The organism is Pseudomonas rhizophila (assembly GCF_003033885.1).
Lineage (GTDB): Bacteria > Pseudomonadota > Gammaproteobacteria > Pseudomonadales > Pseudomonadaceae > Aquipseudomonas > Aquipseudomonas rhizophila.
This window is the reverse complement of the sequence record NZ_CP024081.1, coordinates 5,304,819-5,327,507: the sequence shown is the minus strand read 5'-3', so window position 1 is coordinate 5,327,507 and position 22,689 is coordinate 5,304,819. Positions and strand designations below refer to the sequence as shown.

20 protein-coding genes are annotated in these 22,689 nt (G+C 61.5%); 12 read left to right on the top strand and 8 right to left on the bottom strand.

The annotated features are described in order from the left end of the window. The first annotated feature begins 35 nt into the window (after window positions 1-35). The 7 genes from glyA to fdhA all read left to right on the top strand — a co-directional run bounded on the left by glyA (window position 36) and on the right by fdhA (window position 9,105). The gene (gene glyA / locus CRX69_RS24730; RefSeq protein WP_047228145.1) at window positions 36-1,289 is read left to right on the top strand and encodes a serine hydroxymethyltransferase; all 1,254 of its coding nucleotides are present in this window, start codon (window positions 36-38) and stop codon (window positions 1,287-1,289) included. A 21-nt stretch (window positions 1,290-1,310) separates the two neighbouring features. Beyond that, window positions 1,311-2,561 carry a sarcosine oxidase subunit beta gene (locus CRX69_RS24725; protein ID WP_003177603.1) on the top strand — a complete coding sequence of 417 codons (1,251 nt, stop codon included), beginning with the start codon at window positions 1,311-1,313 and terminating at the stop codon, window positions 2,559-2,561. Window positions 2,562-2,575: 14 nt separating this feature from the next. After that, on the top strand, window positions 2,576-2,905 hold the full coding sequence (locus CRX69_RS24720; RefSeq protein ID WP_003206305.1) for a sarcosine oxidase subunit delta: 330 nt from the start codon (window positions 2,576-2,578) through the stop codon (window positions 2,903-2,905). After that, entirely contained in the window at window positions 2,902-5,919 is a 3,018-nt protein-coding gene (locus tag CRX69_RS24715; RefSeq protein WP_047228144.1) for a sarcosine oxidase subunit alpha, read from the top strand. Before CRX69_RS24720 ends, CRX69_RS24715 begins: the two co-directional genes overlap by 4 nt. Window positions 5,920-6,054: 135 nt before the next feature. Next, entirely contained in the window at window positions 6,055-6,687 is a 633-nt protein-coding gene (locus CRX69_RS24710) for a sarcosine oxidase subunit gamma (protein WP_076383401.1), read from the top strand. A gap of 166 nt (window positions 6,688-6,853) precedes the next feature. Beyond that, window positions 6,854-7,711 carry a formyltetrahydrofolate deformylase gene (gene purU / locus CRX69_RS24705; protein WP_047228142.1) on the top strand — a complete coding sequence of 286 codons (858 nt, stop codon included), beginning with the start codon at window positions 6,854-6,856 and terminating at the stop codon, window positions 7,709-7,711. Window positions 7,712-7,905: 194 nt separating this feature from the next. Further along, window positions 7,906-9,105, top strand: coding sequence for a formaldehyde dehydrogenase, glutathione-independent (gene fdhA / locus CRX69_RS24700; protein ID WP_047228141.1), 1,200 nt, complete (start codon window positions 7,906-7,908; stop codon window positions 9,103-9,105). 574 nt (window positions 9,106-9,679) lie between these two features. Here the strand turns inward: fdhA and CRX69_RS24695 are convergent. Then, window positions 9,680-9,892 carry a cold-shock protein gene (locus CRX69_RS24695; protein WP_107323020.1) on the bottom strand — a complete coding sequence of 71 codons (213 nt, stop codon included), beginning with the start codon at window positions 9,890-9,892 and terminating at the stop codon, window positions 9,680-9,682. 275 nt (window positions 9,893-10,167) lie between these two features. Here CRX69_RS24695 and CRX69_RS24690 point away from each other — a divergent pair, with 275 nt between their 5' ends. Continuing rightward, a complete protein-coding gene (locus tag CRX69_RS24690; RefSeq protein ID WP_047228139.1) occupies window positions 10,168-10,749 on the top strand; it encodes a DUF2780 domain-containing protein in 582 nt (193 codons plus the stop codon). Here the strand turns inward: CRX69_RS24690 and CRX69_RS24685 are convergent, their stop codons facing one another. Beyond that, window positions 10,750-11,637: an acyltransferase gene (locus CRX69_RS24685; RefSeq protein WP_107323019.1), complete on the bottom strand. Its 888-nt coding sequence runs from the start codon at window positions 11,635-11,637 to the stop codon at window positions 10,750-10,752. Window positions 11,638-11,913: 276 nt separating this feature from the next. Here CRX69_RS24685 and rloA2 point away from each other — a divergent pair, with 276 nt between their 5' ends. The 4 genes from rloA2 to creD all read left to right on the top strand — a co-directional run bounded on the left by rloA2 (window position 11,914) and on the right by creD (window position 16,098). Then, complete coding sequence (gene rloA2, locus CRX69_RS24680) at window positions 11,914-12,417, top strand: retropepsin-like aspartic peptidase RloA2 (RefSeq protein ID WP_047228137.1); 504 nt, start codon at window positions 11,914-11,916, stop codon at window positions 12,415-12,417. Between the two features lie 69 nt (window positions 12,418-12,486). Then, window positions 12,487-13,167, top strand: coding sequence for a two-component system response regulator CreB (gene creB / locus CRX69_RS24675; protein ID WP_107323018.1), 681 nt, complete (start codon window positions 12,487-12,489; stop codon window positions 13,165-13,167). Then, window positions 13,167-14,585: a two-component system sensor histidine kinase CreC gene (gene creC, locus CRX69_RS24670; RefSeq protein ID WP_107323017.1), complete on the top strand. Its 1,419-nt coding sequence runs from the start codon at window positions 13,167-13,169 to the stop codon at window positions 14,583-14,585. Before creB ends, creC begins: the two co-directional genes overlap by 1 nt. A gap of 139 nt (window positions 14,586-14,724) precedes the next feature. Next, on the top strand, window positions 14,725-16,098 hold the full coding sequence (creD, locus tag CRX69_RS24665; RefSeq protein WP_107323016.1) for a cell envelope integrity protein CreD: 1,374 nt from the start codon (window positions 14,725-14,727) through the stop codon (window positions 16,096-16,098). Between the two features lie 183 nt (window positions 16,099-16,281). Here the strand turns inward: creD and CRX69_RS24660 are convergent, their stop codons facing one another. The 6 genes from CRX69_RS24660 to CRX69_RS24635 form a co-directional block, all read right to left on the bottom strand. Beyond that, window positions 16,282-16,911: a glutathione S-transferase gene (locus CRX69_RS24660; RefSeq protein WP_076383408.1), complete on the bottom strand. Its 630-nt coding sequence runs from the start codon at window positions 16,909-16,911 to the stop codon at window positions 16,282-16,284. A gap of 188 nt (window positions 16,912-17,099) precedes the next feature. Next, window positions 17,100-17,279, bottom strand: a complete 180-nt coding sequence (locus tag CRX69_RS24655) for a hypothetical protein (protein WP_047228132.1) — start codon at window positions 17,277-17,279, stop codon at window positions 17,100-17,102. Beyond that, on the bottom strand, window positions 17,276-18,406 hold the full coding sequence (locus tag CRX69_RS24650) for a PepSY-associated TM helix domain-containing protein (protein ID WP_107323015.1): 1,131 nt from the start codon (window positions 18,404-18,406) through the stop codon (window positions 17,276-17,278). Before CRX69_RS24650 ends, CRX69_RS24655 begins: the two co-directional genes overlap by 4 nt. A 65-nt stretch (window positions 18,407-18,471) precedes the next feature. Then, window positions 18,472-20,910, bottom strand: coding sequence for a TonB-dependent siderophore receptor (locus CRX69_RS24645; protein WP_107323014.1), 2,439 nt, complete (start codon window positions 20,908-20,910; stop codon window positions 18,472-18,474). Between the two features lie 212 nt (window positions 20,911-21,122). Further along, window positions 21,123-22,103: a FecR domain-containing protein gene (locus CRX69_RS24640; protein ID WP_047228129.1), complete on the bottom strand. Its 981-nt coding sequence runs from the start codon at window positions 22,101-22,103 to the stop codon at window positions 21,123-21,125. Continuing rightward, window positions 22,100-22,618 (bottom strand): RNA polymerase sigma factor, encoded by a 519-nt coding sequence (locus CRX69_RS24635; RefSeq protein WP_107323013.1) that lies wholly within the window; start codon window positions 22,616-22,618, stop codon window positions 22,100-22,102. The genes CRX69_RS24640 and CRX69_RS24635 overlap by 4 nt, the downstream gene beginning before the upstream one ends. Window positions 22,619-22,689 lie beyond the last annotated feature (71 nt).

Genomic DNA, 22,689 nt, shown 5'->3' with positions numbered 1-22,689 from the left:
ACGAAAGGCGCACCGCCGCCGCTGGGAGAGACGCGATGTTCAGCAAGCAAGACCAGATCCAGGGTTACGACGATGCACTGCTGGCGGCGATGAATGCCGAGGAGCAACGCCAGGAAGATCACATCGAGCTGATCGCGTCGGAGAACTACACCAGCAAGCGTGTGATGCAGGCCCAGGGCAGCGGCCTGACCAACAAATACGCCGAAGGCTATCCGGGCAAGCGCTACTACGGTGGCTGCGAGCACGTCGACAAAGTCGAGGCCCTGGCTATCGAGCGCGCCAAGCAGTTGTTCGGTGCCGATTACGCCAACGTCCAGCCGCACTCCGGTTCTTCGGCCAACAGCGCCGTGTACCTGGCCTTGCTACAGGCCGGCGATACCATCCTGGGCATGAGCCTGGCCCACGGCGGCCACCTGACCCACGGTGCCAAGGTGTCGTCTTCGGGCAAGCTCTACAACGCGGTTCAGTACGGCATCGACACCACCACCGGCCTGATCGACTACGACGAAGTCGAGCGCCTGGCGGTCGAGCACAAGCCGAAGATGATCGTCGCCGGCTTCTCGGCCTACTCCAAGACCCTGGATTTCCCACGTTTCCGCCAGATCGCCGACAAGGTCGGTGCCCTGCTGTTCGTCGACATGGCCCACGTTGCCGGTCTGGTCGCTGCCGGTCTGTACCCGAACCCACTGCCTTACGCCGACGTAGTCACCACCACCACTCACAAGACCCTGCGCGGTCCGCGTGGCGGCCTGATCCTGGCTAAGGCCAACGAAGAGATCGAGAAGAAGCTCAACGCTGCGGTATTCCCCGGTGCCCAGGGCGGTCCGCTGATGCACGTCATCGCCGGCAAGGCGGTGTGCTTCAAGGAAGCGGCGGAGCCAGGCTTCAAGGCCTACCAGCAGCAAGTGATCGATAACGCCCAGGCCATGGCTGGCGTGTTCATCAAGCGCGGCTACGATGTAGTGTCCGGCGGCACCGATAACCACCTGTTCCTGGTCAGCCTGATCCGTCAGGGCCTGACCGGCAAGGACGCCGACGCCGCCCTGGGCCGCGCGCACATCACCGTCAACAAGAATGCCGTGCCGAACGACCCGCAATCGCCGTTCGTGACCTCGGGCCTGCGCATCGGCACCCCGGCGGTGACCACGCGCGGCTTCAAGGTCACCCAGTGCGTGACGCTGGCCGGCTGGATCTGCGACATCCTCGACAACCTCGGCGACGCCGATGTCGAGGCCAATGTTGCCCAGCAAGTGGCGGCGCTGTGCGCGGACTTCCCGGTTTATCGCTGAGTCGGTTTTGGAGTAATCACTATGCAACGCTATTCGGGCTTCGGCCTCTTCAAACACTCTCTCAGCCATCATGAAAACTGGCAGCGGATGTGGCGCACGCCGACCCCGAAAAAGGTCTACGACGTGGTCATTGTCGGCGGTGGCGGGCATGGTCTGGCGACCGCCTACTACCTGGCCAAGGAACACGGCATCACCAACGTGGCCGTGGTCGAGAAGGGCTGGCTGGGCGGCGGTAATACCGCGCGCAACACCACCATCGTGCGCTCCAACTACCTGTGGGACGAATCGGCCCACCTGTACGAACATGCGATGAAACTCTGGGAAGGCCTGTCCCAGGACCTGAACTACAACGTGATGTTCTCCCAACGTGGCGTCTACAACCTGTGCCATACCCTGCAGGACATTCGTGATTCCGAGCGTCGCGTCAGCGCCAACCGCCTCAACGGCGTAGACGGCGAGCTGCTCAACGCCAAACAAGTGGCCGACGAGATTCCGTACCTGGATTGCTCGAAAAACACTCGCTACCCGGTGATGGGCGCCACCGTCCAGCGTCGCGGCGGCGTGGCCCGTCACGATGCCGTGGCCTGGGGCTTTGCCCGGGCGGCGGACGCGTTGGGCGTGGACCTGATCCAGCAGACCGAAGTGATCGGTTTCCGCAAGGAAAACGGCGTGTGCATCGGTGTGGAAACCAACAAGGGCTTCATCGGCGCCAAGCGCGTCGGCGTGGTCACCGCCGGTAACTCCGGACACATGGCCAAGCTCGCGGGCTTCCGCCTGCCGATCGAATCCCACCCGCTGCAAGCGCTGGTGTCCGAGCCGATCAAGCCGATTATCGACAGCGTGATCATGTCCAACGCGGTGCACGGCTACATCAGCCAGTCCGACAAGGGCGACCTGGTGATCGGTGCCGGTATCGACGGCTACAACGGCTACGGCCAGCGTGGCTCGTACCCGGTGATCGAACACACGGTTCAGGCCATCGTCGAGATGTTCCCGGTGTTGTCCCGTGTACGCATGAACCGCCAATGGGGCGGCATCGTCGACACTACGCCGGACGCCTGCCCGATCATTTCCAAGACCCCGGTGCCGAACATGTTCTTCAACTGCGGTTGGGGCACTGGCGGCTTCAAGGCCACCCCGGGCTCGGGCAACGTCTTCGCTGCAAGCCTGGCCAAGGGTGAAATGCACCCGCTGGCCGCGCCGTTTTCCATCGACCGTTTCCACAACGGTGCACTGATCGACGAACACGGCGCTGCTGCCGTCGCCCACTAACAGGAGAAATCCCTATGTTGCACATCTTCTGTCCTCACTGCGGCGAACTGCGCTCCGAAGAGGAATTCCATGCATCCGGCCAGGCGCACATCCCGCGTCCGCTGGATCCGAATGCCTGCACCGACGAGCAGTGGGGCGACTACATGTTCTTCCGTGACAACCCGCGCGGGTTGCACCATGAGTTGTGGGACCACGTCGCCGGCTGCCGCCAGTATTTCAACGTGACCCGTGACACCGTGACCTACGAGATTCTGGAAACCTACAAGATCGGCCAAAAGCCGCAATTCACCGACAAGGCTGACAGTCCGAAAGCGGCCGCGCAGGCTCTGGGAGAGAAGGTATGAGCCAGATCAATCGCCTGTCCAACGGCGGACGGATCGACCGCAACAAAGTGCTGAGCTTCACCTTCAACGGCCAGACCTATAAAGGCTTCGAGGGCGATTCCCTGGCCGCTGCACTGCTGGCCAACGGTGTCGACATCATCGGCCGCAGCTTCAAGTATTCCCGTCCGCGTGGCATCTTTGCCGCCGGCGCCGAAGAGCCGAACGCGGTACTGCAGATCGGCGCCACCGAAGCCACGCAGATCCCTAACGTGCGCGCCACGCAACAGGCGCTGTATCAAGGGTTGGTCGCCACCAGCACCAACGGCTGGCCGAACGTGAACAACGACATGATGGGTATTCTCGGCAAGGTCGGCGGCAAGCTGATGCCGCCGGGCTTCTACTACAAAACCTTCATGTACCCGCAATCGTTCTGGATGACTTACGAAAAGTACATCCGCAAGGCCGCGGGCCTGGGTCGCTCGCCGACCGAGAACGACCCGGACACCTACGACTACATGAACCGTCATTGCGACGTGCTGGTTGTCGGCGCCGGCCCTGCTGGCCTGGCCGCCGCATTGGCCGCGGCCCGCAGCGGTGCGCGGGTGATCCTGGCCGACGAGCAGGAAGAGTTCGGCGGCAGCCTGCTCGATTCCCGCGAGAGCCTGGATGGCAAACCGGCGACCGAATGGGTGGCCGCTGTTGTGGCTGAGCTCAAGTCGATGCCAGATGTGGTGCTGTTGCCGCGCGCCACGGTGAACGGTTACCACGACCATAACTTCCTGACCATCCACGAGCGCCTCACCGACCACCTGGGTGATCGCGCGCCAATCGGCCAGGTCCGCCAGCGCATCAACCGGGTCCGCGCCAAGCGCGTGGTGCTGGCGACTGGTGCCTGCGAACGGCCGCTGGTCTACGGCAACAACGACGTACCGGGCAACATGCTGGCCGGCGCGGTCTCCACCTACGTGCGCCGCTATGGCGTGGCACCGGGCAAGAAACTGGTGCTGAGCACCAACAACGATCACGCCTATCGAGTGGCGCTGGACTGGCTCGACGCCAGCCTGCAAGTGGTGGCCATCGCCGACGCCCGCAGCAACCCGCGTGGCGCGCTGGTGGAAGAGGCGCGTGCCAAAGGCATCCGCATCCTCACCGGCAGCGCCGTGATCGAGGCTCGTGGCAGCAAGCGCGTCACCGGGGCCCGCATCGCCGCCATCGACGTCAAGGCGCACAAGGTCACCAGTCCCGGCGAATGGCTGGACTGCGACCTGGTGGCCAGCTCCGGCGGCTACAGCCCAGTGGTTCACCTGGCTTCGCACTTGGGCGGCAAGCCGATCTGGCGCGAAGACATCCTTGGTTTCGTACCGGGCGAAGCACCGCAGAAGCGCGTGTGCGTCGGCGGCGTGAATGGCGTCTACAGCCTGGGTGACACCTTGGCCGATGGTTTCGAAGGTGGCGTGCGCGCGGCCAACGAAGCCGGTTTCAAAGCGGTGGAGGGTGTGTTGCCCAAAGCCCTGAGCCGCCAGGAAGAACCGACCCTGGCGCTGTTCCAGGTGCCGCATGAAAAATCCACTGCACGGGCGCCGAAGCAATTCGTCGACCTGCAGAACGACGTCACTGCCGCCGCCATCGAACTCGCCACCCGCGAAGGCTTCGAGTCGGTCGAACACGTCAAGCGCTACACCGCACTGGGCTTTGGTACTGACCAGGGCAAGCTGGGCAACGTCAACGGCCTGGCCATCGCGGCTCGCTCGCTGAACGTGAGCATCCCGCAGATGGGCACCACCATGTTCCGCCCGAACTACACGCCGGTGACCTTCGGCGCGATAGCCGGGCGGCACTGCGGGCACATCTTCGAACCGGTACGCTTCACCGCGCTGCATGCCTGGCATGTGAAAAACGGTGCTGAATTCGAAGACGTCGGCCAGTGGAAGCGCCCTTGGTACTTCCCGAAGAACGGCGAAGACATGCACGCTGCAGTCAAGCGCGAATGCAAAGCCGTGCGCGATAGCGTCGGCCTGCTGGATGCCTCGACTCTGGGCAAGATCGATATCCAGGGCCCGGACGCCCGCGAGTTCCTTAACCGCGTGTACACCAACGCCTGGACCAAGCTCGACGTGGGCAAGGCCCGCTACGGTTTGATGTGCAAGGAAGACGGCATGGTCTTCGACGATGGCGTGACGGCCTGTCTGGCGGACAACCATTTCGTGATGACCACCACCACTGGCGGCGCGGCGCGCGTGCTGCAATGGCTGGAGATCTATCACCAGACCGAATGGCCGGACCTGAAGGTGTACTTCACTTCGGTTACCGACCACTGGGCGACCATGACCCTGTCGGGCCCCAACAGCCGCAAGCTGCTGAGCGAAGTCACCGACATCGACCTGGATAAGGACGCTTTCCCGTTCATGACCTGGAAAGAAGGCCTGGTGGGTGGTGTACCGGCGCGGGTGTTCCGTATCTCGTTCACCGGCGAACTGTCGTACGAAGTCAACGTGCAGGCCGACTACGCCATGGGCGTGCTCGAGCAGATCGTCGAGGCTGGGAAGAAATACAACCTGACCCCGTATGGCACCGAGACCATGCACGTATTGCGGGCCGAGAAGGGCTTCATCATTGTCGGTCAGGACACTGACAGCTCGATGACCCCGGACGACCTGAACATGGGCTGGTGCGTAGGCCGGACCAAACCGTTCTCGTGGATCGGCTGGCGTGGCATGAATCGCGAAGACTGTGTGCGTGAGGACCGCAAGCAACTGGTGGGCCTCAAGCCGATCGACCCGAATGTCTGGCTGCCGGAAGGTGCGCAACTGGTGTTCAACACCAAGCAGGCGATCCCGATGACCATGGTCGGTCATGTGACGTCCAGCTACGCCCACAACTCCCTGGGTTATTCATTTGCCATGGGCGTGGTCAAGGGCGGCCTCAAGCGGATGGGCGAACGCGTGTTCGCGCCATTGGCCGACGGCAGCGTGATCGAGGCAGAGATTGTTTCTTCGGTGTTCTTCGATCCGAAGGGGGATCGGCAGAATATTTGATACCTGATCGTTCCCACGCTCCGCGTGGGAATGCATCCCGGGACGCTCCGCGTCCCAAAAGCGGACGCAGAGCGTCCATGGCGGCATTCCCACGCAGAGCGTGGGAACGATCAATCTACGAGACAGGTGCTCCATATGACCGCAGTCAACGTGTACCAACAACGCCCAACCACCGGGGCCAAGGCCGAGTCGTCGCTGCACCATGCCGACCTCGCCAGCCTGGTGGGCAAGGGTCGCAAGAACGCCGGCGTGACCGTGCGCGAGAAGAAACTCCTGGGCCACTTGACCATCCGTGGCGATGGTCATGACCCTGCGTTCGCTGCTGGCGTGCACAAGGCCCTGGGCCTGGAGCTGCCGGGCGCGCTGACCGTCATCGTCAAGGGCGAAACCAGCCTGCAATGGCTCGGCCCGGACGAGTGGCTGCTGGTGGTGCCCAGTGGCGAAGAATTTGCCGCCGAGAAAAACCTGCGCGAAGCCCTGGGCGATCTGCACATCCAGATCGTCAACGTCAGCGGCGGTCAGCAGATCCTCGAACTGTCCGGCCCGAATGTGCGCGACGTGCTGATGAAATCCACCAGCTATGACGTACACCCAAGCAATTTCCCGGTGGGCAAAGCCGTGGGCACGGTGTTCGCCAAGTCGCAACTGGTGATCCGCCACACGGGCGAAGACACCTGGGAACTGGTGATTCGCCGCAGCTTCTCCGATTACTGGTGGCTGTGGTTGCAGGATGCCGCGGCTGAGTATGGGTTGAGCGTGCAGGCCTGACTAGGGTTGGACGCTGTCTTTTTGTGGCGAGGGGATTTATCCCCGTTGGGCTGCGCAGCAGACCCCAAACCTGCCACCTCAGTACGTCAGGCCGATCACATCAAGCTTTTTGGGGCTGCTTCGCAGCCCGACGGGGATAAATCCCCTCGCCACAGGAGTCACTGCAATGAGCCGCGCCCCAGACACATGGATCTTGACTGCCGACTGCCCCAGCGTGCTCGGCACGGTGGACGCGGTGACGCGCTTTCTGTTCGAGCAGGGCTGCTACGTCACCGAGCATCATTCCTTCGACGACCGGCTCTCGGCGCGTTTTTTCATTCGTGTGGAGTTCCGCCAACCCGACGGTTTTGATGAGCAAAACTTCCGGGCCGGCCTGGCCGAACGTGCGCAAGCCTTTGGCATGATCTTCGAACTGACGCCACCCAACTACCGGCCCAAAGTGGTGATCATGGTCTCCAAGGCCGATCACTGCCTCAACGACTTGCTCTACCGTCAGCGCATCGGCCAGTTGTCCATGGATGTCGTGGCCGTGGTGTCCAACCACCCGGACCTCAAGCCGCTGGCCGACTGGCACCAGATTCCGTACTACCATTTCCCCTTGGACCCGAACGACAAGCCCTCCCAGGAGCGGCAGGTGTGGCAGGTGATCGAAGACACCGGCGCCGAGCTGGTGATTCTCGCCCGCTACATGCAAGTGCTGTCGCCGGAGCTGTGTCGCAAGCTCGACGGCAAGGCGATCAACATCCATCACTCGCTGCTGCCGGGCTTCAAGGGCGCCAAGCCGTATCACCAGGCCTACAACAAAGGCGTGAAACTGGTCGGCGCCACGGCGCACTACATCAACAACGACCTGGACGAAGGCCCGATCATCGCCCAGGGCGTGGAAGTGGTGGACCACAGCCACTATCCCGAAGACCTGATCGCCAAGGGCCGGGACATCGAAGGGCTGACCCTGGCCCGGGCGGTGGGGTATCACATTGAGCGGCGGGTGTTTCTCAATGCCAACCGAACCGTTGTTCTTTAGATCGCCATCGCGAGCAGGCTCGCTCCCACAGTGGATCTGGGGCATGACTGGGTTCTATGTACTGTGGGAGCGAGCCTGCTCGCGATGAGGCCCTTACAGACAACAAAGAAACAAGACACAAGCACTACCCGAGCAATCAACGCGCTGCCTGCCTGGGCAACGCAGTTTCATAAAAACAACAGCGAGGTGAAAGCATGTCTGGCAATCGTGGTGTCGTGTATCTCGGCAACGGCAAGGTCGAAGTACAGAAAATCGACTATCCAAAAATGCAGGACCCGCGTGGCAGGAAGATCGAGCACGGCGTCATCCTGCGCGTGGTATCCACCAACATCTGCGGCTCCGACCAGCACATGGTGCGCGGCCGCACCACCGCTCAGACCGGCCTGGTCCTGGGCCACGAAATCACCGGTGAAGTGATCGAAAAGGGCAACGACGTCGAAAACCTGAAGATCGGCGACCTGGTGTCTGTTCCGTTCAACGTGGCTTGCGGGCGCTGCCGTTCCTGCAAAGAACAACACACCGGCGTCTGCCTGACCGTCAACCCGGCCCGTGCCGGCGGTGCCTACGGTTATGTGGACATGGGTGACTGGACCGGCGGCCAGGCCGAATACGTGCTGGTGCCATACGCGGATTTCAACCTGTTGAAGCTGCCGGACCGCGACAAGGCCATGGAGAAAATCCGCGACCTGACCTGCCTGTCCGACATCCTGCCGACCGGCTACCACGGCGCCGTCACCGCCGGCGTTGGTCCTGGCAGCTCCGTCTACATCGCGGGTGCCGGTCCGGTTGGCCTGGCGGCTGCCGCTTCCGCCCGCCTGTTGGGTGCCGCTGTGGTCATTATCGGTGACGTCAACCCGATCCGCCTGGCCCACGCCAAGGCCCAGGGTTTTGAAATCGCCGACCTGTCCAAAGACACTCCGCTGCACGAACAGATCGCCGCGCTGCTGGGCGAACCGGAAGTCGACTGCGCCGTTGACGCGGTGGGCTTCGAAGCCCGTGGTCACGGCCATGAAGGCGTCAAGCACGAAGCTCCGGCCACCGTGCTCAACTCGTTGATGGGTGTGGTTCGCGTAGCCGGCAAGATCGGCATCCCCGGCCTCTACGTCACCGAAGACCCGGGCGCGGTCGATGCCGCGGCAAAAATGGGTAGCCTGAGCATCCGTTTCGGTCTGGGCTGGGCCAAGTCCCACAGCTTCCACACCGGCCAGACGCCGGTGATGAAGTACAACCGCCAACTGATGCAAGCCATCATGTGGGATCGCATCAACATCGCAGAAATCGTCGGCGTACAGGTCATCAGCCTGGACGACGCGCCTAAAGGCTACGGCGAGTTCGATGCAGGCGTACCGAAGAAGTTTGTGATCGATCCGCACAAGATGTTCAGTGCGGCCTAAGCGGTAGGCAAGACGGAAAAAGGGCGACAGTGATGTCGCCCTTTTTATTTGATAGGTTGCCCTCAAGGTTGTTTATTGAGTGTCAGCTGTTTATTCCTCCAAGCCTGCTGAGGAGGAGGGCCCTCATCCACATACTGCTCCCGGTAACTATATAAGCAGGTGTTTGCTACAGGCGTGGGCGTTGTTAACGTCATTTGGTACATCGGTTGTAGAAAGTTAGGGCCCACGGCCTCGCCCCGCCAGATAACTTTTCCAGAGGAGTCCTTCACAGAATACTCCTCGTAGACCGGTCGGCCAGGAATGGTCTCTGGCATTAAACGGAACACAATTTCCCCTACGGCGGGACAGCTTGTTGCGTTCGCAGCATGGGTTACGCCCAAGAGTCCAGCGACGGAAAGTAAGCAAACTATTAAACCGCGCATTTCAGGTACTCGCTTGTTGATTGGAGCAACGATGATCGCTGAGCGTCGTGCTTGGGCCTACTGTCAGAAATGACAGTGGGTCAGACTAAAAGGAAATAGCCTTGCGGGTTTTCATGCGACGTTTCAGGGGAAGGACCTGAATAAACCGAGGGTTATTCCGGCGTCACTCTCAGAGCCTGCATGCCTTTATCACCCTTCTCGATTTCAAACGAAACAGTCTGTTTCTGTTTCAATGTTTTATAACCCTCGCCAGCTATTGCCGAGTAATGAACGAACAACTCCTCGCCTCCTTTGCCGCAGGTAATGAAGCCATAGCCCTTTGCATCGTTAAACCATTTAACGGTTCCTTTGATTCGGTCGTTCATTTTTATTCTTCCTGCTTGCCCGAATGAAGAAAGGCACAGGGACTGTGGTTTGCCCATAGCCTTGTTTTTCGTTGTCACGGCTGCAGCTTAGAGTCCGTATGAACAGCTGCCTACTGTCAACATTGACAGTAGGCAATACCGAAGTCGTGGAGGACGTCGAGGGCTTGGGGGCGATGAGCAGGGCAGCAGGGAACAATCCCCCTGGACCCCAGTCCAACGCACGCTTTACGCCGCTCTTTATGAGCGGTTTTTTCATGCTCAAGAGGATGTCCCGGATGAAGGTTTCACGAGGTTTTGCACTGTCTTGCCTGCTCGCGCTGGCAAGCAGCCCGGCCTTCGCGCAGTTCAGCCTCAGTGATGCGGCCAATGCGGTGGCGGCGATGCAGGGCGATCAGCCGGGGGAGGGCGCGGTGGCAGCTGCGCCGCAAGCCGCCGGGTTGCTCAATACCCTGGGCTCGGAGCTCAAGATCACCCCGGAACAGGCCATCGGCGGTGCTGGTGCGATGCTGGGGCTGGCGAAGAACCGACTCAGTGAGCCGCAGTTTTCCGAATTGAGCAAAAGCGTGCCGGGCCTCGATCAGATCGCTGGCAACAACGCTATCGGTGGGCTGAATGGCTTGGGTGGCCTGGGCGGTTTGCTCGGTGGCGGGTCGGACAAGAACGCCTTGCTCGACGGTCTGCTGGGTAACGTCAAGGACACCCACGACCTGAACAACGCCTTCAGCGCGCTGGGCATGGACAGCGGCATGATCGGCCAGTTTGCCCCGGTGATCCTTGAATACCTCGGCCAGCAGGGCGTGGCCAGTTCGCTGCTGCAGAACTTGGGTGGAATCTGGGGGGCAGGCGCGGGTATCTGATCAGTCGCGCTCGCTGCGCAAGGCGGCGATGCGCTGATCTTTTTCGATCCAGAGCTGGTTCACCCAGTTCTGGACATGCTGGCGAAACACCGGATCGTTTTCGTAATCGCCCTGCCACAGCGCCGGGTCCAGCTCGCGGGTCTGGATGTCGATAATGACCTTCGGCACCGCACCGCTGATTAAATCCCAGAACCCCGGCGTCCGTTCCTGGGGGTACACCACCGTCACGTCCAGCACCGCGTCCAGTTGCTCGCCCAGCGCCGCCAGCACGAATGCCACGCCACCGGCCTTGGGTTTGAGCAGGTGGGTGAAGGGAGACTGTTGCTGTTGGCTCTTGGCGGCGGTGAAGCGTGTGCCTTCGAGGTAATTCACCACGGTGACCGGTTGGCGCTTGAACAGCTCGCAGGCCTGACGGGTGATTTCCAAGTCTTTGCCTGCCAGCTCCGGATTTTTTGCCAGGAAGGCCTTGGTGTAGCGTTTCATGAAAGGGTAATCCAGCGCCCACCAGGCCAGGCCCAGGAACGGTACCCAGATCAACTCTTTCTTGAGGAAAAACTTGAAGAACGGCGTACGCCGGTTGAGGGCCTGGATCAGCGCGGGGATGTCGACCCAGGACTGGTGATTGCTGATGACCAGATAAGAGGTGTCGCGGCGCAAGTCGCCACCGCCGCGTATGTCCCAGCGGGTGGGGATGCACAGGGCAAAGATCAGTTTGTCGATTTCGGCCCAGGTTTCGGCGATCCACATCACCGCCCACGAGGCGTAATCACGAAGACGCCCGGGCAGGACCAGTTTGAGCAGCGCGAACACCATCAACGGCCCGAACAGCACCAGGGTGTTGAGTAACAGCAGAAGGGTGACAAAACAGCCGGTGAGCAGGCGGCGCATAAATGACTCTTGCAAACAGGTGGGCGGGCCATGATAAGCAGCTTCGGGCGGCAGACCAAATCGAGGTGAAACGAGCGAAGTGATCTGTGGGAGCAAAGCTTGCTCGCGATGAAGGTAACGCCATTTCTCTGGAAAACCGTGGTGCCCGTATCGCAAGCAGGCTTTGCTCCCACAGACCCCCTTTCCCCGGCAGAGATGTTCTTGACGCCAACCGAACGAATTCACAGCCCACGGTCTAAAATCCCGCTGCCCACCCTTACAAAGGAAGTCCATTACGTGAAATCCCTTCTCGCTCTGCTTTCCCTGGTGGCCCTTCCAGTGCTGGCCGCCGAACCGACCCTGTACGGGCGCTACGAATACATCGCGCTGCCGGAAATCGGCGGTGAGGTGCTCAAGGCCAAGATGGACACCGGCGCCCTGACGGCCTCGCTGTCGGCCAAGGACATCGAAACCTTTACCCGCGACGGCGAGGACTGGGTACGGTTCCGCCTGGCGACCAAAGGCGCGAGCAACAAGCTCTTTGAGCACAAGGTCGCACGCATCAGCAAGATCAAGACCCGCTCGGAGGAAGATGAAGACGACGAATCGGCTGCCCCCAGCAAACGTCCGGTGGTGGAGCTTGAAATGTGCCTGGGTGATGTCAAGCGGACCGTTGAGGTCAACCTGACGGACCGCAGCAGCTTCAACTACCCGCTGCTGATCGGCGCCAAGGCCCTGCGCGAGTTTGATGCGGCGGTGAACCCGGCCCGACGTTTTACCGCTGACAAGCCCGACTGCTGATTTCCCTGATTGACGTGCCCCCGGGGTTGGGGCACCGTTCCGGCAACTTTACTGTCGGGCGCGGACGCCATGCCTCACATTCTGATTGTCGAAGACGAAGCCGCCATTGCCGATACGCTGGTGTTTGCCCTGCAAGGGGAGGGTTTCGGCACCACCTGGCTGAACCTTGGCGCGGCTGCGCTTGAGCATCAGAAATACACCCCGGCGGACCTGATCATCCTCGACGTGGGCCTGCCGGATATCAGCGGATTCGAGACGTGCAAAAATCTCAGACGTTTCAGCGACGTTCCGGTCATCTTTCTTACAGCCCGGGATGCTGAGATCGACCGGGTAGTGGGGCTGGAGATCGGGGCCGACGATTATGTGGTCAAACCGTTCAGCCCTCGGGAAGTGGCGGCGAGGGTCCGCGCCATCCTCAAGCGCGTCGCGCCGCGACCGCCCACGGATCTGGGCGCCGGGCTATTTCAGGTCGACACAGAGCGGGTGCAGATCCACTATCGTGGCCGACCGCTGAACCTCACCCGTCACGAATTCCGCCTGTTGAACTGTCTGCTGGAGCAACCCGAGCGTGTGTTCAGCCGCGAACAACTGCTCGACGCCCTGGGTGTGGCCAGTGATGCCGGCTACGAGCGCAGCATCGACAGCCACATCAAGAGCGTGCGCGCCAAATTGCGTCTGGTCAGGGCCGAGGCTGAACCGATCCAGACTCACCGTGGCCTCGGCTACAGCTACAGCCCGGGACATAGCTGATGTCGCTGGGCATCCGGATTTTCCTGGTGTATGTGCTGTTCATTGGTTTGACCGGGTATTTCGTCCTCAACACAGTGATGGAAGAAATACGCCCCGGCGTGCGCCAGTCCACCGAAGAAACCCTGGTGGACACCGCTAACCTGATGGCCGAGATCCTGCGGGACGATTTCAAGGCCGGCACCCTCAACCAGAACCGCTGGCCGCAACTGCTCAAGGCTTACGGTGAGCGCCAGCCTGCAGCATCGATCTGGGGGTTGCCAAAGAACCAGGTCAACCATCGCATCTACGTCACGGACGCCAAGGGGATTGTGGTGCTCGACTCCAGCGGTGTGGCGGTGGGCCAGGATTATTCGCGCTGGAACGATGTCTACCTGACCCTGCGCGGGCAATACGGCGCACGCTCGACCCGCAGCGTTGCCGATGATCCGACGTCTTCGGTGATGCACGTTGGCGCGCCGATTCGCGACAACGGCCGGATTATCGGCGTGGTCACCGTGGCCAAGCCCAACAGTTCGCTGCAACCCTATGTCGACCGCACCGAGCGGCGCCTGTTGGCTTACGGCGCCGGGTTGATCGGCCTGGGGCTGCTGTTGGGCGCCTTGTTGTCGTGGTGGCTGAGCGCGGCGCTACGGCGTTTGACTGTTTATGCCGAGGCCGTCAGCCAAGGGCAACGGGTAGAGGTGCCGCATTATCGCGGTGGCGAGTTCGAGCAACTGGCCGGTGCGGTGGAACACATGCGCACCCAACTGGAAGGCAAGGCTTACGTCGAGCGCTACGTGCACACCCTGACTCACGAACTCAAGAGCCCGCTGGCGGCAATCCGTGGTGCCGCCGAGTTGCTGCAGAGCGACATGCCGACGGCCCAGCGTCTGCGTTTCGTCAGCAACATCGACAACGAAAGCGTGCGCATGCAGCAGTTGATCGAGCGTTTGCTCAACCTGGCCCAGGTCGAGCAGCGACAGGGACTGGAAGAAGAGGTTGCCGTGCCGCTGGCGGCATTGATGGACGAACTGCTGGAGGCCCGCAGTGGCTGGATCGAAAGCCGGCATTTGCAGATCGAGCGGCACATTGCCGTGGACCTGACATTGACGGGGGAGCCGTTTCTGTTGCGTCAGGCCCTGGGCAATCTGCTGGCAAACGCCCTGGACTTCACGCCCGTCAACGGGTTGTTGCGCATGAGTGCCGAGCGTGTCGGCAACCGCGTCGAGATCCGGCTGTTCAATCAGGCCGAACCGATTCCCGCCTACGCCCTGCCGCGTCTGAGTGAACGCTTCTACTCCCTGCCGCGCCCTGACAGCGGTCGCAAGAGCACCGGGTTGGGCCTCAACTTTGTGGAGGAAGTGGTGCAGTTGCATGCCGGGGAGTTCAGTATTGGCAATGTCGAGGGTGGGGTTGAGGTGGTTTTGCGGTTGCCTTGAAACCGCCTCTGCCGCCTGACAGAACACAACCCTGTGGGAGCGAGCCTTGGGTAGTCTCCACACAATCTCCACAATCTCTCCATAACCCCAGCACACAGCCGGCTCAAGCTCTCCCTCATTCGAACAGGGAGAGCCCCACATGAACCGCAGCCTCGCCGTAAAACTGGGCATGATTGCCCTATTGATCCTCCTGCTGATGATCCCGTTGTTGATGATCAACGGCCTCATCGACGAGCGTCAGGAACTGCGCGACGGTGTACTGCAGGACATCGCCCGCAGTTCCAGTCACAGCCAGCAACTCATCGGGCCGATGATCGTGGTGCCGTTTCGCAAGGATGTGCGGGTCTGGAATACCAACGAGAAGACCGGCGCGCGGTTCCTGGAAACCGTCGAGCAAAGCGGTGAGTTATATTTTCTGCCGGAGCAATTGGACGTCGACGGCCAGATCCGCACAGAAACCCGTGCACGCGGGATCTACGAGGCGCGGTTGTTTCATGCCGACAACCGGATCGACGGCCACTTCAAGGTGCCTGAGCGTTTCGGCGTGGCCACCAAGGATTTTGCCGACTACCGCTTTGACGAGCCCTATCTGAGCGTGGGCATCAGCGACATCCGCGGTATCGAGAATGCACTGACCCTGAAGCTCAACCAGCAGACCGTCGATTTCCTGCCCGGCTCGCGGATCGGCTGGCTGGGGCAGGGCGTGCATGTGCCGCTGCCAATGGTCACGGCCCAGGGCAGCACTGAGCTGACCTTCGGTTTCGACCTGCGGCTGCAAGGCACCGGTCAGTTACAGATTCTGCCGGTAGGTAAGTCCACCCAAGTGCACCTGTCGGCCGACTGGCCGCACCCCAGCTTTATCGGCAACTACCTGCCGACCCAGCGCGACATCAATGAGCAGGGCTTCAGTGCCGACTGGCAGACCTCGTTTTTCTCTACCAACCTGCTGGAAACCTTGCAAGCCTGCGAGCCAAGCGATGGCTGTGAAGCGTTTCGCAGCCGTGCCTTTGGTGTGAGTTTCATCGACCCGGTGGACCAATACCTCAAGAGCGACCGGGCGATCAAATATGCACTGCTGTTCATAGCGTTGACGTTTGCCGGGTTCTTTCTCTTCGAAGTGCTCAAGAGCCTGGCGGTGCATCCGGTCCAGTACGCCTTGGTGGGCGTGGCGCTGGCGTTCTTTTACCTGTTGCTGCTGTCCCTGTCGGAACACATCGGTTTTGCCCTGGCGTATTTGCTGTCAGCCAGCGCCTGTGTGCTGCTGATCGGGTTCTATGTCTGTCATGTGTTGCGCAGCGTGAGCCACGGCCTGGGGTTTTCGGCGGGGTTGGCGGGCTTGTACGGTTTGCTCTATGGATTGTTGAGTGCCGAGGACTACGCCTTGCTGATGGGCTCGCTGTTGCTGTTCGGTCTGCTCGGTGTGTTCATGGTATTGACCCGTAAGCTGGACTGGTACCGGGTGGGAGCGAAGCCGACGGCTGCGATGACGTTCGATCTGGGAGAGGTGAAATGAGCCGGTCGCTGGGGTTGCGCGAGGACCGGCAATGGCGAGCAGTGCTGGTGACTCGCATAGGGCAGTTGTTTCCCTTGGATCCGCTGCGCTGCCATCGCGGGCAAGCCTTGCTCCCAAAGGCGGAGCAAGGTCTATGTGGGAGCAAGGCTTGCCCGCGACAAGGCCAGTATGGCTAACGCAGGGCTAGATTCTAGGCACTGTCTCGACCATCGAAGGCCGCAAGCTCACTTCGGCAAACCACGCTGCCAATTGTGGATTGGCCTTGCGCCATTCCAGATCGGGATGGCGCAGGTCCAGGTAACCCAGGGCGCAGGCCACGCTGATGGACGCAATGTCGAAATGGCAGGCCAGTTCGGCTATCGCCTCGGCTTCGAGCATGCCCAGGGCGCGGCGGATCTTGTCCCGTTGCGCATCGAGCCACTCGGCCCAGTGTTTTTCGACGGGTCGCAGGGCGGTTTCGTAGCGAATCATCACCGCGGCGTCCATGATTCCGTCAGCCAGGGACGCCAGGGTCAGGCGTCGCCACCGGGCTGCGCCGTCGCGGGGAATCAGCGGATTGCCGACGTGCTGGTGGTCGAGGTAATCAAGAATGACGCGACTGTCGTGGAGCACATTGCCATTGGCCAGGCGCAAGGCCGGGATCTTGCTCAGGGGGTTGTCATCAATGAGTGCCTGGTCTGGCCTGACCGGCGTGAGCTGGCTGAGCTGCAACGCCACGCGGTCTTGCTGGCCGGTTTCGTGCAGCAGCACCAGGACCTTGCGCACGAAAGGCGAAGCGGGGTTGTGGAACAACGTCATGCTGGGGGCCGACATGCAGGTATCCTCGATTAACGGGCAAGGGCTTAGCCTAGACAGTTCCGGTTCGGCTGGCGAGGCCTATTGGATGCCAGTGTGGGAGCGAGCCTGCTCGCGATAGCGCAGTGTCAGTCGATATCAATGTGACTGGTTCACCGCCATCGCGAGCAGGCTCGCTCCCACATTGGGTCCGCGTCGGGCTGAAGTTATCTGCGTTTGATCAGCCCCCAGGTTCCCAGCACCGTCGGCACGCCCAAACCCACCCAACTCACGGCATCCCAGACCCCATCGCCGAGCAATGCCGAAAACAACCCCGCCGCGCTCAGCACGCCGATTGCCACGGGAATACCAAACACTTTCCAGAAACTCGACTGCCGGGGCCTCACGAGACCACCTGCGCTGCGACCGCTGCGCGCTTGGCCGCTTTTCGCCGCACGAGCCACAGGTAGACGCCGCTGCCGAGGACGATGATGGTCAGCACGTCCAGGGTCGCCCAGAAAATCTGCATCGGCCGACCGCCGTAGTCGCCGAAGTGCAGCGGCAGGGACAGGCTCATCATATCCATGTACCACGGCCGTTCAGCCACGGCGGTGACGTCCAGGGTGCTGGCGTCGATCAATACGGGTGTCAGCAGATGGGAGGTCAGGTGGGTGTCACCTTTCATGAACACGCTGTAGTGGTGTTCGCTGGAAAACAGCGTACCGGGGAAGGCGATGAAGCTGGGTACCATGCCCGGCGCAACCTCTTTGGCGATGTCCAGCAAGCGGGTCGCTGGGGCCAGTTGCGTCAGCGGCGGGGCGTCGCGATAGGGCTCGACCATGGCGCTGAGGCTGTCATTGCGCCAGGCGGCGATGATCAGGTCGGCGCACGCCGCGATGACGCCGGTCACGCCCACCGTCAGCGCCCAGACCAGCGTGACCACGCCGATCAGGTTGTGCAAATCGAGCCAGCGCAGGCGCGTGGATTTATCCTGGCGCACCGTGGCGAATTTCAGGCGGCGCATGAACGGCAGGTACAACACCACACCGGAAACGATGGCGATCACGAACAACAGGCCCATGAACGCCAACAGCAACTTGCCTGGCAAGCCGGCGAACATGTCCACATGCAGGCGCAGCATCACCATCATGAAACCGCCGTTGGCCGAGGGCATTTCCAGGGCCTCGCCGGTGCGGGCATCGAGCATGAACGTGTGGGAGGAATTGGGTTCGGTGCCCGGCGTCGGCGCCATGATGGTGATGACACCGTTGGGATCATCCTCGTCCCAGCCAAAATACTGGACCACCTCACCGGGGCGATGGGCCTTGGCTTTTTCCACCAGTTGCGCAAGGTCCAATGGCGGTGTGTCGGCCGGCATTTCGCGAAGCTCGGGGGCGTCGCCCAGCAGATGCTCGATTTCGTGATGAAAAATCAACGGCAGCCCGGTGATTGCCAGCATCAGCAGAAATACCGTGCAGATCAGGCTGGTCCAGGTGTGGACGAAGGACCAGCGACGGATGGTTTTGCTTTTCATGATTGATCCGAATGCAAAAAGGGCCACAGGTGGCCCTTCAAAAGGTTTACGCAAATGCTAACCGTTTACCATTTGTAATTCACGCTGGCGACGACGCTGCGTTGATCGCCGTAGTAGCAGTAGAAACCGTCACACGTGGACAGGTAGTCCTTGTTGAAGACGTTTTTTGCATCCACCGCCACCGATACCCCTTTGAACGAGTTGTCCAGGCGACCCAGGTCGTAATGGGCCGAGGCGTCATACACGGTATAGGAGCCGACATGGCCCCAGTCGGTGTTGGTGGTGTTGCCATAGGTGTCGCCGACGTAACGCACACCCGCACCGACACCAAAGCCGTCCAGCGGGCCGTTGTGCCAGGTGTAGTCCGCCCAGGCGGTGGCTTGGTTACGCGGCACCTGGGCCATGCGCTTGCCTTTTTCCGCCGTCGTGCCTTTGGTGATTTCACTGTCGTTGTAGGTGTAGGAGCCGATGAGCTTCAGGTTGTCGGTCACGTCGCCCGAGGCCTCCAACTCCAGGCCACGTACCTGTACTTCACCCACTTGGCGGGTGACGTTGTTTTCGGTGACAGAGTTGTTTTTCTGGGTCAGGTCGAACACCGCCGCCGTCAGCAGGGTTTTGGTGCCGGGTGGCTGGTACTTGATGCCCGCTTCGTACTGTTCGCCTTCGGTCGGCTTGAATGCATCGGTGCTGTTGACGTTGGTTCCGGCCGCTGCCTGGAAGGACTGGGCGAAAGAAATGTACGGCGTCACGCCATTGTCGAAGACGTAGCTCAGCGCCGCGTTGCCGCTGAATTTCTTGTCGCGCTGGGTGTTGGTCGCGCCGGCCTGGTTGTGGAACTCGGTGCCGGTGTGGATCCAGTCTTCACGACCACCCAGGGTCAGACGCCAGTTGTCCAGGGCGATCTGGTCCTGGATGTAGAGACCGGTTTGCTGGGTCTTCTGGTTGTAGTCGTACATGGTGAAGTACTGGACGTTGGAGAAATCCTGTCCGTAGGTCGGGTTGTGGATATTGCTGGCCGGTACGCCGGTCGAGCCCCACAGCCAGCGCGAGTTGCTGTTGGAGCGCTGGTGATCCAGGCCCAGCAACAAGGTGTGGCTCAGGGCTGCGGTTTGGAAGTCGGCCTGGAAGTTGTTGTCCACGGCGAACTGGCTGACGTCTTCATCGACGATACCCGCTGTTCGCTGCACGGTTCCGTCGGCGCTGACCGCTTCGTCGGGGCCGGCCGGCCAGATCTGCCCGCCCGCAGTGACACCCTGAAACTCCAGGTCGCTCTTGGTATAGCGCAGGTTCTGGCGGAACTGCCAAGTGTCGTTCAGACGATGTTCAAACGCATAGCCGAGGGCGTAGTAGGTGCGGTCGTAGAATTCCCAGTCCGGGTCACCCAGGTTTTTGTGGTGGGAAATCTTGCCGGCCGGCGACGACAGCTTGGTGCCTTGCAGCGGCAGGAATTGCCCGGTGATGCCGGTGTCGTCGCGGGTGTACTGAGACAGGAAGGTCAGACGGGTGTCGTCGTTGATGTTCCAGGTCAGGCTGGGGGCGATGTTGTAGCGTTTGTCCGGGATGTGATCGACCTGGGCGTTGCTGTCGCGCACCGTGCCGCTGACCCGATACAGGAACTGGCCTTCGTCATCGACCTTGCCGGTGCTGTCGAAGTTGATCTGCTTGTGTTCGTAGCTGCCGGCTTGCAGTTCGACCTCGTGGCTGCTTTGAGCTTGCGGGCGACGGCTGACCATGTCCAGCATGCCGCCGGGTGGCGTCTGGCCGTAGATCGAAGACGCCGGACCACGCAGCACGGCGATGCGTTCGAGGTTCCAGGGCTCGATTTTCGGCGTGACGTAGTTGCCCTTGGGCAGCGGCAGACCATCGAGGAACTGCGTCGGTACAAAACCGCGCACCAGCAGCCAGTCGTTGCGTGAGTCCGAGCCGTAGCCGCTGCTCTGCACGCCAGCGGTGTAGCGCAGGGCGTCATTGAGGTTGAGGACCGAGCGATCTTCCATCTGCTGGCGTGTGACCACGGAAACCGAGCGCGGCAGTTCGACAATCGGCGTATCGGTCTTGGTGCCGGCTGCCGTGCGAGTGGCGACATAGCCATCGGTCGGACCCCACGCGGTCTCGCTGAGGCCGGCGCCGATCACGCTGGTTTCCGGCAAAGCCATGACGCCTTCGGGCACGGCCACCAGGCTGTAGGTGCCGGCGCTGCTTTGTTGCAGTTGAAGGCCGGTGCCGCGCAACGCCTCACGTAATGCGCCAATGGCATCGAACTGGCCCTGGACCGGTGCCGAGGTTTTGCCCGAGGCCAGGGACGGGGTCAGACTCAGGGCGAGCCCGGCCTGACTGGCGATCTGGTTCAGGGTGCTGGCCAATGGTGCGGCGGGCAGGTTGTAGGTGCGCACGCTCGAGGCTTGTTCGGCGGCCAGCAACGGGCCGCTGACCAACGGGGCGGCAAAAGCGATGGCAACGGCCAACAGACTGGGGCGCAACAGGGTGTCTAGCGGGCGGGACATACGGCGGCTCCTGAATGGAAATATTTCTCAATTGCCTTGGTGCCGGATGAAAATTCAAAAGTGATAGGGCTGGATGAAAATAATTTAGATTCAGGTTGGGGTGAGGTGTCCAACGGGTCTTCGGATCGGGACGGCTTCATCGCGAGCAGGCTCGCTCCCACAGCGGATCACTGAAGATCAAATGTGGGAGCGAGCCTGCTCGCGATGGGGCCTCAAGGCTTGGTCTCGGCCCTCGGCCCCACCATCACCCACCAGCGCGTGTGATGCTCGACCTGTACCGGCAAGGTCGGGAGCAGGGCGCTGAGTGCCAGATCGGTGTCGTGCAGCGGGAAGCTGCCAGTGATGCGCAGGTCTGCCACCTGTGGCTCGACACCCAGGTAGCCGCGACGATAGCGTCCCAGCTCATGGACCAGGTCTTCGAGGCGGGCGTTGTCCACCACCAGCATGCCGCGGGTCCAGGCATCGGCACCCGGATTCAGGGCCATCGTCGGCCCGAGGCCGTCGCGACGCATCAACACCTGCTGGCCTTCGCGCAGGATCTGCTCTTCGTCGGTGGCCTGCGGATGCGCCGCCACTGCCGACTTCAACACGCTCAGGCGCGTGCCTTCTGCTTCTCGCTTGACCAAAAACCGGGTGCCCAGGGCGCGCATGTTGCCTTCGCGGGTTTCAACGATAAACGGACGCGGGTCGTTGTGGCCGGTTTCCACCAGGATCTCGCCTTCTTGCAGGACAATGCGGCGCTGCTTGTCATCGAAACGCACGTCCAGCGCACTGTGGGTGTTGAGGTTGATCAGCGTGCCGTCGGCCAAGCGCAGGACGCGTTGTTCGCCGGTGGCGGTGCGCTGGTCGGCCAGCCAGTAATCCAGCGGCAAGTAACGATCTCCGGCAAACAACGCCAGGCCGATCACTGCAACAATGCTGGCCAGGCTGCTACCGAGCTTGCGCACCCGGCGACGGATGTTTGCTCTGGATTGCAACAACGCGGCTCGCCCAGGGCCGTTGGCGACACTGAAGCGTTGGTCAAGCATGCCCAGTTGCCGCCAGGCCCGGGCGTGTTCTTCGTCGGCGGCATGCCATTGGGCGAACGCTTCCCGCTCCTGGGCACTACCGCCGCCTGAGTCCAGGGACAGTTGCCAGGCAATGGCCGCATCCAGAACCCCGGTCGAGACGGGTTTGGAAGAAGGCGTGCTCATGTCGGCTCACCATAAAGCGCGATGTAGCACTGGCGCATGCCCTGGGCCAGGTACTGCCGCACCCGGGGCACGGAAACCCCCAGGCGCTCGGCGATTTCTGCATGGCTGAGGCCGTCGAGACGGTTGTAGAGGAAGGCGGCGCGGGCCTTGCTCGACAATTTGCCAAGCAGCCGATCGATAGCCTTGAGGTCTTCGACGATCAGTTGCTGCTCTTCCAACGACGGCTGTTCGTTTTCCGGGATCAGCATCAGCTCGGTGAGGTAGGCCTGCTCCAGCGCCGCCCGACGGAAATAATCGAACAGCAGTCCCTTGGCGATCGCCACCAGAAACGCCCTGGGCTCTCGGGGCGCTGTCAGTTCCTCCCGGCCCAGCAGGCGCACGAAGGTGTCCTGGCTCAGATCTTCGGCCCGTTGCGGGCAGGCCACGTTGCGGCGCAGCCATGCCAATAGCCACCGGCGATGGTCACGGTACAACGCACCAACCAGATCACTGTGGGGGCTTGGGGCTGACGACACGAAGCATCACCGACGTTTTAAGTAACGAGAATTGTTCGCGATTGTCGCAGAGGCGGGGGAGAGAAAGCAAT